This window comes from Planctomycetaceae bacterium, assembly GCA_041398785.1.
Classification (GTDB): Bacteria; Planctomycetota; Planctomycetia; order Planctomycetales; family Planctomycetaceae; genus JAWKUA01.
Genome location: JAWKUA010000053.1, coordinates 1 through 8,785, shown reverse-complemented (window position 1 = coordinate 8,785; position 8,785 = coordinate 1). Strand labels below are relative to the sequence as shown.

General features: G+C 63.4%; 11 protein-coding genes. 1 reads left to right on the top strand and 10 read right to left on the bottom strand.

Features of this window, described 5'->3' with window-relative positions; genetic code table 11:
• Window positions 1–137: 137 nt before the first annotated feature.
• Both R3C19_27130 and R3C19_27125 read right to left on the bottom strand, forming a co-directional pair.
• A complete protein-coding gene (locus tag R3C19_27130) occupies window positions 138–587 on the bottom strand; it encodes a winged helix-turn-helix domain-containing protein (protein ID MEZ6064036.1) in 450 nt (149 codons plus the stop codon).
• Window positions 588–654: 67 nt separating this feature from the next.
• Window positions 655–897 (bottom strand): excisionase family DNA-binding protein, encoded by a 243-nt coding sequence (locus R3C19_27125; protein ID MEZ6064035.1) that lies wholly within the window; start codon window positions 895–897, stop codon window positions 655–657.
• Between the two features lie 25 nt (window positions 898–922).
• On the opposite strand from R3C19_27125, the gene R3C19_27120 reads away from it, so the two are divergent.
• Window positions 923–1,471 (top strand): hypothetical protein, encoded by a 549-nt coding sequence (locus R3C19_27120; protein MEZ6064034.1) that lies wholly within the window; start codon window positions 923–925, stop codon window positions 1,469–1,471.
• A gap of 168 nt (window positions 1,472–1,639) precedes the next feature.
• On the opposite strand, the gene R3C19_27115 is transcribed toward R3C19_27120, so the two are convergent.
• The 8 genes from R3C19_27115 to R3C19_27080 form a co-directional block, all read right to left on the bottom strand.
• The gene (locus R3C19_27115) at window positions 1,640–2,521 is read right to left on the bottom strand and encodes a ParB/RepB/Spo0J family partition protein (protein ID MEZ6064033.1); all 882 of its coding nucleotides are present in this window, start codon (window positions 2,519–2,521) and stop codon (window positions 1,640–1,642) included.
• Window positions 2,522–2,682: 161 nt separating this feature from the next.
• Window positions 2,683–4,602, bottom strand: a complete 1,920-nt coding sequence (locus tag R3C19_27110; GenBank protein ID MEZ6064032.1) for a type IV secretory system conjugative DNA transfer family protein — start codon at window positions 4,600–4,602, stop codon at window positions 2,683–2,685.
• Between the two features lie 312 nt (window positions 4,603–4,914).
• Window positions 4,915–5,637, bottom strand: a complete 723-nt coding sequence (locus R3C19_27105) for a hypothetical protein (protein MEZ6064031.1) — start codon at window positions 5,635–5,637, stop codon at window positions 4,915–4,917.
• Window positions 5,638–5,664: 27 nt separating this feature from the next.
• Entirely contained in the window at window positions 5,665–5,883 is a 219-nt protein-coding gene (locus R3C19_27100; protein MEZ6064030.1) for a hypothetical protein, read from the bottom strand.
• A gap of 165 nt (window positions 5,884–6,048) precedes the next feature.
• A complete protein-coding gene (locus R3C19_27095; protein ID MEZ6064029.1) occupies window positions 6,049–6,276 on the bottom strand; it encodes a hypothetical protein in 228 nt (75 codons plus the stop codon).
• 580 nt (window positions 6,277–6,856) lie between these two features.
• Entirely contained in the window at window positions 6,857–7,225 is a 369-nt protein-coding gene (locus R3C19_27090) for a hypothetical protein (GenBank protein MEZ6064028.1), read from the bottom strand.
• A complete protein-coding gene (locus R3C19_27085) occupies window positions 7,222–7,830 on the bottom strand; it encodes a hypothetical protein (protein ID MEZ6064027.1) in 609 nt (202 codons plus the stop codon). Before R3C19_27085 ends, R3C19_27090 begins: the two co-directional genes overlap by 4 nt.
• A 581-nt stretch (window positions 7,831–8,411) precedes the next feature.
• On the bottom strand, window positions 8,412–8,785 hold a 374-nt coding region (locus R3C19_27080), incomplete at its 5' end, for a hypothetical protein (GenBank protein MEZ6064026.1).

Here is an 8,785-nt window from a genome sequence, read left to right as displayed (position 1 = left end):
GTGGTCGGCGATTGCCAACAGCACCTCGACCAGGTCGTCGGCATCGATCATCCGCGAGCGGTAGCCATCGGCAATGGCCTTCTGCATCGCGACGGTCACCTCGCGGATGGCATCGGCAATCTTCAGTTCTGGATTCGTCATGGTGACACCTCAAATCTCGACGAGATCAGAAACCGCCTTCGGGCAGGCGTCCCGTCGGCGGGCTTGGACTTCTTGGCCGACTTCTTACCCTTGGTCTTTGGAGTTGGTGTGGTCGCGGCGCTCAAGGCGAACTGGCCCCGGTCGACCTTGGTGAACCGGGATTCGTCCCCCTTGTTGGCGATCTCGCGGATGAGCACGGAGTAGAGAGTGGCCCAAGGGGTCGCTCCGCCGGGGCTGGTCCAGTACCCGTGAGAGGCCATCGCGTCGATCATCGCCTTGGTCGTCATCGGCTCGCCCGATTCGGTGAGCACCTTGACCGCTGCATCGAGTTGGCTGAGTTTGTCGTCGGTCTTCACCTTACGGGTCTTCGCCGGCTTCTCCGTGGCGGATTTGGCCGTGGTCACGTCAATCAATTGACCGGAGCTGATTGTGCAGGTGTCCCCCATCGTCTTCGATGTTGCCTTTCGTGCGAGCCTACCGTTCCGAATGCACGCTTGCACCTTGTAGCGGACCTCAAAAGTACTCGGTGACAGGCTGCTTTTGTGATCGGCGTCGAGTGAGGAGTTGCTTGCGTACTTTGCGGGATTCCTTGTAGGCGTGCAGCGCCTGTTCGGAGATCCGGTAGGCTCGGCGGCGGGCGTCGGGCGGGGCGGCGTCGTAGGCTTCGAGCCAGCCGTGTTCGATCAGTTGGCGGACTGACTCGCGGCGGATCTGCAGCTGGCGGGCGACCTGGCTGATGGAGAGGTCACGATTCATGGTTCCGCCCTTTAAGCAGCGATTCGTGAATCCCCTCCTGCCGTTGAAACGGTGCGAGGTCGATTCTGAGGATGCGGATGTGGGATTGGTTGGGGCCGAGGCGGTGGTGAGGGAGGAGATTGCTGGCGATCAGCCGCATGATGTGCGATGGCGGCAGGCTCAGTTCTTCCGCGGCGTCGCGGATGGTGAGCATTTGAAGGCGGTGGCTGAGTGGTGGGGATGGTCATGGCTGAGTTGTCCGCTGGGATTATCCGTGGAACGAAGCGGGTGCGCCCGTCTCACGGAGTGGCGGGCGCGGCTTCCATGGTTTCACGCGCGGCGGAAGGCGGGTGTTGCAGCAGGCGGTGCAATGCTGCCGGGAGCGCAAAAACGGCCGACGGAATTTCGAGGGTCCGCCGGCCGCGAAGGGGTTACTGAATCGACGGGTTTACATGCTCAGATCGAACGTGTCGTCGATTGTCGGGCTGTGCTGTTCGGGCTGGTGATCCGCAGCCTGGTGATTCATCGACGGTTGATGCGTCGGCTGATCGTGGCCGGGCTGCTGCTGTTGATTTTTGGGTGCCGGTCGTTGTAAACTTCCTGCGGCAGCGTGTTGCCGGCGAGGCCCATTTCCTCCACCGGTTTGACGCTGTCGGGGAATGCGGGCAGGATCGCCGAGAGTTCCTTCAGTCCGCCGCGGAACATAGCGGACGCGTGGCCCTGGCCGATCTTTGGAGCCTGTTGACCCGCTGCGGTTGCTGTTTCATGGTGACGATCCTTTCTGAGTCTCGTGGTGAGGAACCGGAAGTGATTGTCCGGATGCCGGCTCACGGTGTGCGGGACGGTGGATCAGTCGCCGGGCGCGGTGCCGGTCGGTGAGGATGCGTTCGAACGTGGTGACGTCGAGGCCCTGTCGTTCAGCCGCTGCGGCATTGGCGCGACAGGTGCCGGAGCAGAGACACGACGCGGCGATGCCCGGTTTATTGGCGGCGGCGATCGTGATGTCTCCGTCCGGCATTCGAATCGTGACTCGTACACGCGGGACGGATGCCGTGCGACGGCTGACGCGCTGAGTGGCTTCGTCGCGGTGCAGTGAACCGCTGAGTGCCTGCGACGCGAGCTGCATTTTCGTGGTGTCGTCGGGAGCTCGCGCGATGGCGTAGGCCGTGCTGCCGGCGAGGCTGCCGGAATCGAGCTGCTGCTGCAGTTCCGGCGGCAGGTTCAGATAGGACAGCACCTGCGTCACCGTAGCTTTACTGACGTGCATGGCTCTGGCGAGTTCCGCCTGCGACCAGCCCTGCGACTGCTGCAGTTGCCGGAACGCGCGGGCCTTGTCCATTGGCTTCAGATCCTGCCGGTGGCAGTTGGCGGCCAGCTGCACCAGGCTCAGCCGTTGTTCTTCCGGCCGTTCGTCCAGCACCAGGGCTTCGATCGTGTCGCGGCCGATGGCCTTCACGGCGGCGAAGCGGCGGTGACCGTCGACCAGCATGAAGCGATCACCGTTCTTCCACACGATGACCCACTGCAGCAGTCCGTGCTCGCGGACGCTGAGAGCCAGCGACTTCAGTTCTTCGGCGTCCATGCCGCGGCGCGGCTGATCCGGATCAGGATCGATGTCGTCGCAGCGAAGAATATCTGGTTTCATGTTGGTCTCCTGGAAGCAAGCGAATGAGAATTCAGGATCGCGGAATGAGGTACGAGGGTCCGTTCATCTGGTCACGCGCCGCAGTGTCCCGGTGTGGCAGCGGCGGACACGGTTTCGGCGGTTGTTCGAAAGAAGCTGCCGTCGGTCACGGTGGTTGACGGCTACCGTCGTCGCCGCGCGGCATTGCGAAGTTCACGTGCCTGCCGCGCCTGTTCCGATCGGGACATCCGCACCCGCGGTTCGCCGGGCCGCCCCGAACTTCCCGGCTGCTGGATCTGCGAGGATGCTGTCGGCTGGAACTCCCGGCGGAACTGTTCCTGCAGGGCGATCACCTGCGGGTGCGACTGACCGGATGTCATCAGCCACGCGGCTCCGCCGATGATCGCAACGCCGCAGGCCGTGGCGACGAGTGACCGGACCGCTGACAGCGCGGAAGCGAAGACGCCCGAGCGACGTCGCGCGAACCATGGCACTTTTTCCGCGAGAATCGGTCGCACGCCGGGAATCAGCGCGACGGCCGCGTGACTCGGAAGCTGCAGGACTTCTTCCGGACGCAGCAGCAGGCGGGCGGTTTCGGCGTAGGATCTCGAATCACTGCTGCCGCGATTTGTGGACTTCGGCTGGCCGCTGAAGTCGTTCGACGCCGACACGCCCTGATTCCAGCCGACCTGCGTCGTGCGGCCTTCGACGGTCGTCTGCCCGATCCAGTCGGATACTTCCTTTGCCGTCTGCAGATCGTTGATGCCGCAGAACACGCTGGCCACGGTGGCGTGGAAACTGTCCTTCTGCGACGCCGGGAAGCAGCGTTCCACCTGCGACGTGCTCTGAAACAGGAATGTCAGGTTCAGCCCGAACGAGCGGCCGAACTGAACTGCCGCGTACAGCGAATCCATCGCACCGAGCGTGGCCGCTTCGTCCAGCAGGAAACGCACGCGGCGGCAGCGGTCTTCTCCGGCGGCGAACACCAGGTTGATGAGCGTGGACAGCAGGACTCGCTGCAGTCCCGCGAGTTCCGCCAGGCGGTCCACCGGCAGACACAGATAAATTGTCTGCCGACCGTGGATCAGTTGCCGAGCGTCGAACGTCGAATCGGCCAGCGCTTCGGCGATCGGCAGACTGTCCAGAAAGTCGATGTGACTGTTGGCCACCGAATACACGCTGGCCCGCGTCTGTCCCTGCAACTGACCCAGCTGACCGCTCAGCCGCCGCAGCAGTCCGCTGCACGCGTCGCTGTGCTGCATGTGTTTCAGAACATCTTCCATCAGCGACGGATTGGTGAGAATGTCGCGCAGCGTGTTGAGGTTCGCTTCTTCGGAACGCGCTTCGGCGATCAGAAACGCCAGCACTCCGGTGACGAGTGCGGCGCTGGACTTCGGCCAGAACTTGTCGGTTTCGTTGCCCGTGGACTCGATGAGTGCCGACGCCATCCTCCGGGCTTCATCGACGATCCGGCTGCTGTCGTCACGGAACAGGGCCAGCGGATTCAGCCGGTCCTGCGGGAAGCCGCAGCCTTCCGTCGTGCCGAAAGGATCGATGATGCGGATGTCGTGGCCGAAGTGCTGCGCGCGATGCCGGGCCGTCATGCGGGCGAGTTCTCCCTTGGGATCGAGCACCACCATGCTGTCTCCGCAGTCCAGCAGCAGCGGCACCGAATAACACGACGACTTGCCGCTGCCGGACGCTCCAAAGACCACCGTGTGCGGGTATCTGCCGGATGGAATACACAGCGGCAGCCTTTTCGGCCGCGACGCACCGGCATCGGCCAGAGCCATGGCTTCCCTCGAACGATTCAGCGGCAACAGCAGCAGGGCCTTCGTCGCCGTCAGCCGGAGAACGGGACGCAGCATCAGAGTTCGTCCGATGGGAACTCCGCTGCCGAACAGACAGCCGGCGTTCAGCAGATCTTCGGCCGACGCCCAGCGGGCACTGCCGTGAGACGTGCCGCCCTGCTTCGGGGTCACGTTCAGTCGCCACAGCGTCACCGCGGTGAGAAGGATGCCCAGCACCGGCGACACAAACGCCGCCAGCACGATCAGAATGACAACCATCGCGATCTGACTAACGGCCGACAGACGGGCCATGACTGCGGCCGTGTGCGCACTGAAGTTCCTGAGTCGGGAGATCATGATCACAGCTCCTGAAGTTGGACATGAAGGAAATGAACAAGTCAGCGGCGCGGCGTTTGTCGTTGCGCCTCAGCGGCGCGGTGGTCGTCATCGCGCCAGAGCGGCGCGGTGGTCGTCATCGCGCCACATTGGCGCGGTACCGCTGTTCCGGACCGCTGTTCCGGAATGGTCAAAGCGACAAGCAGACAGACCCCGCCCGGCACGGCCGAACGGGGTCTGCTTCGAAGCGAAACGTTCCGGCGAAACGTCTGCCGGCGTGAAGCGGCGTCAGAGAGGCATTCGCCACTGCTTCCAGTACCACGCTCCCATGCCGCTCACGATCGTCAGCAGAGCGAAGAACGTGGTCTTCCACGGAAACGCGGCTGCCGCGTGGTTCACCACCGGTCCGGCCACGTGCTGCAGTGTGCCGGTCAGCAGCGGTTTGCCGATCTGTGATCCGGCCGTGGTGACCGCCGTTTCCACCAGCCGACCGGTCGCCTTCAGAAAGTCGTCCGGCTGCAGAACCACAGCCGTCGCGGTGGCTCCCACGAACACGGACCCCTTGTTCTTCCACAGGAAATCCGCGGCGGTATCACCAAACTTCCCGAGCAGCTCCAGCCACCGCCCGCGATGCGGACTGCGGGCCAGATCCGCCGACAGGTCAGCCAGCTTCGACGCTCCGGAAGCCGACAGCTTCGGCAGCACCTTCGCCCCGGCCACGCCCAGATTGTCGAGCACCTGTCCGGACGCCGTCGTGGCGGCCTTCGTCACGGCCTGACTGCCGGTCAGCAGCACCATCGCGCCGGTCGCTTTGGTCGCGGCACTCGTGGCCGACTTCGCAGCGGCTTTCGTCACGACCACCCGGCCGGCTTTGGGAGCGATCTTCGCCGCCGCTTTTCCGGCGCCCTTCGACGTCAGTTTCGTGACGCCCTGTCGAATCAGGTGACCGGCACCGGTCAGCAGCTTGCCGACTCCCGCTTCACTCGGCCGCGGCACCGCGGCCACCAGCATGACGACAGGAAGACCATGAGCATGTTTTCATGATGCTACCGACCTCGCTTCCGCCGACAGGCCGAAGTGCCGGCTGCGAGCCTGCTGATGCTGCTCGGTGACGAACCTCATCGCCGGAATCAGCCCGCCTCCATCCAGCGGCTCGTGCTCGGCAGCGCTGCGAAATACGCGTCCAGTTTCCTGGCGAAGGTCGTCCGTCGGGTCGGTGACCGTGTCGATGACCGCATCCACGAACAGGTCCCACAACGACCGTGGAGATCAGGTCGAAGAGGCCCCTTCCTCGGTCCTGAGCACACCGGCCTGACGTCCGGCGTCGGTGACGGTATCCGCCGCCAGAATCGAGCCGGCCGCCTTTAGCCGGAACGCCACCAGTCTTCCTGAGACATCGTCCGGGCTTTCGTCAGCAGCGGATCAAGGCCCTGACCCAGGGCGCAGTCTCCACCGGTAAAGCCTGACGGCCTTGAATGCCGCATCACGGTCGAGTCCCGCCTTCATGTACAACGCGATGGACCCCTGCTGCAGTTGTTGCTGCAGTTCATGAAACGCGGCCGACATCGCGTCGGCCAGTTCGATCGTTGACCACGTGTTTTCGAAAGGCGTCCGCAGATGGTCGGTCTGGAGTTCCCGGTGAACCGACAAGCCCGCTCACTCCGCTGGAACTTATCCTCCAGCGACCCAATCTCCTTCGCGAACTTCTTCAGCCGTTCCTTCGATCCCAGCGTGGCAAGCTTCGCCTTCCAGTGGTTCTCGGCGGTCTGCAGTCGGCGAGCGGCCTCCTGATTCGCCTGCTGCACTTCGGCCATCGTGACGGTTGTACCCGTCGGCTGCGACGCACTGAGAGCTAGCCGTTTTCGCTGCCTTTTCCTCATCGGCCCGAGCCATTCGCCCCGCCGGCCCCGCAACGGTCATCCCGGCCGCCGCCCACATCAGCGAGTTCAACACCATCGTCTTCAACGCAAACTTCTTCATCACAAGCCTCCTGTTGGCATTCCTGAAAACAGGCGAGTGACCGACATCGATCACTCTTCGGGACATCACGCCGGGAACCGCCCCGGTCTGTCGCGCGGTGACTGCGATTTCGTCGGGGTTCCGTCGGAAACTGTTGCTGCCGATATGAAGACAGCCCGCTGACTTGCAGCGGGCTGTTTCAGCGTCACGGTGCTGAACGGCACTTCTGCGCCGCGAGCGACGTCACGTTCCGGCGACAGGCATCGATCCGTCAGTCCAGACCGAGATACCGTCGTGCTTCACACACCTTCCGCCGCGCGGAGGAATAGTTCAGTGCCAGGTCGTCCGCGATCTCACGAATCGATTCGTCGTTCATCAGCCGGCGCCGGAGCAGATCGATCCAGCGATCGTCGGGTGTGAACTCACGCATGTGCGATTCCAGAATGAACCGCCGATACTGCTGCAGCTCTTGTTCATCGTTGTCCGGCGACGGGGAACGATGGCACTCAAGGTTCGGCGGCAGCTCGTTCAGTACCGGACGGTCGTGCCGGCTCAGTCCGCCGTGAGTCCGTCGCTGCCGATCTTCCTGACGGCGGGCGTGCTTCACCGCTCCGAATACGATTCCGCTGAGGTCGTTCATTGTCCGTCCTCCAGCGATTCGTCGATCAGCGGCAGGTCATAGCCGCCGTAGATCCGCCACATCAGGTTTCGCAGCGCCACCTGACCGGCTTCGGACCAGCGGCGGCTCAGGCCGTACATCGCGTCGAGTTCCCCGACCCGCCGATGCACCTGTTCCGACGTGAGCAGAAAGCCGTAATGAGCGTCCGGGTGCCGGCCAAATCCCATGTCCCGCTTCGGCCGTTCCATCCACAGACACACGCTGCGAGCTCCGCCGTCCGGCAGCGGACTGAGGAGGCCGATACACAGTCCCAGATATGCCGTGCGTTTCAGCAGGTCACGCGGAATCGCGATATCACAGAATCCGCCACAGAGGTTCGCACCTCCCAGTCCGTCAGCCACTCGCTGCAGCCGCCGGCAGTGAAACCGGTGCCACGTTGGCTGCAGGTCCACCGTCCGCGTGAACCGGCACAGCGGTTCCCCGCAGGCATGGGTCAGTTCCATCCGATCCCGCCCCAGCAGCCGCAACTGCACCGTCGCCCGTCCGGCCAGCCGACCGACGAGCAGCATCCGGACGGCCCCCTCGTCACCCGGCTGCGGGCGGAACACAATACCGGCGTCGGCCATCGTTCGGGGCACCTCGCCGTCGAATCCGCCGCCGCACAGCCGATCCTGTCCACGGCCGTTGCCATTCCCGACTCCGACCGAAGGCTTCCCTGATCCTCCAGAATCCCCATTCCAGTTCGGCGTCCCACATTGTTTCGACATGCCAGTTCTCCCTGAAAGATACGGCGGCGACGAACCGCTGCACGGGCCAAAGTCGAGCCGTTCCCGACCCGGCCACGGTATCAAACGCCCCACCGAGAGAAACTGCAACCCCTTTTATGAGTGCTGTTTACGTCGAAACACACCGCCGACGCACCCCCGACGCACCGACGCATCCCGGACGCCCCCGCGACGGACTCACGACGCACCCGCGACGCAAAAAAACTTCGGAAAAAATTCTCCGTCACGGCCCCCGAGGCTGAAGCACGCGACGGAAAATGGGGGAGATGTTTACGTTGCGCGGATCTCAGGAAACTGCACTGTCCATCTTCGGGCAACGCCCTGTTCCGCAGTGGCAGGAGGCCAAACCGCCAATGCGCTTTTGATCGGCCACTTGCGGGCAACACATAAAGCGTGCGGTACCATCGGAGCACGCTCCCGTGTTACGGAGCATTCGGATCGTCGGTGGTCGCTTCGATAAAATCGCGATCGGTTCGCTTGACGCAGACGATCTGATACAGGCCGTCTGCGACCTTGTTCACCGGTTCGCCATCGATCGTCCAGAATTCGAGCGTCTCAAACCGCAAACTGGAGCTGTCGCTGGAAGCAGGTTCAACAAGATTCTGGTGGACGAGAATCTCGACCGTGTCACCTTCGTCGGTCGTCGCAAAGAACGATCCTGTTTGTTGAGTACCGCGCATAAACTGTTGGCCCGCCTGAATTGATCCCGTGTCGAAGAGCTCGCTGACCGGCATCTGTCCGCAGGCTCTCCCCATTTCACTGTCTTCGTCAACAGCAACATGATTCACCAGCAGCG

What these genes read in the sequence shown, in the direction of transcription:
- R3C19_27130 (MEZ6064036.1), bottom strand. Translation starts at nt 587, where the DNA reads ATGGGGGACACCTGCACAATCAGCTCCGGTCAATTGATTGACGTGACC.
- R3C19_27125 (MEZ6064035.1), bottom strand. Translation starts at nt 897, where the DNA reads ATGAATCGTGACCTCTCCATCAGCCAGGTCGCCCGCCAGCTGCAGATC.
- R3C19_27115 (MEZ6064033.1), bottom strand. Translation starts at nt 2,521, where the DNA reads ATGAAACCAGATATTCTTCGCTGCGACGACATCGATCCTGATCCGGAT.
- R3C19_27110 (MEZ6064032.1), bottom strand. Translation starts at nt 4,602, where the DNA reads ATGGCCCGTCTGTCGGCCGTTAGTCAGATCGCGATGGTTGTCATTCTG.
- R3C19_27105 (MEZ6064031.1), bottom strand. Translation starts at nt 5,637, where the DNA reads ATGCTGGTGGCCGCGGTGCCGCGGCCGAGTGAAGCGGGAGTCGGCAAG.
- R3C19_27090 (MEZ6064028.1), bottom strand. Translation starts at nt 7,225, where the DNA reads ATGAACGACCTCAGCGGAATCGTATTCGGAGCGGTGAAGCACGCCCGC.
- R3C19_27085 (MEZ6064027.1), bottom strand. Translation starts at nt 7,830, where the DNA reads ATGGCCGACGCCGGTATTGTGTTCCGCCCGCAGCCGGGTGACGAGGGG.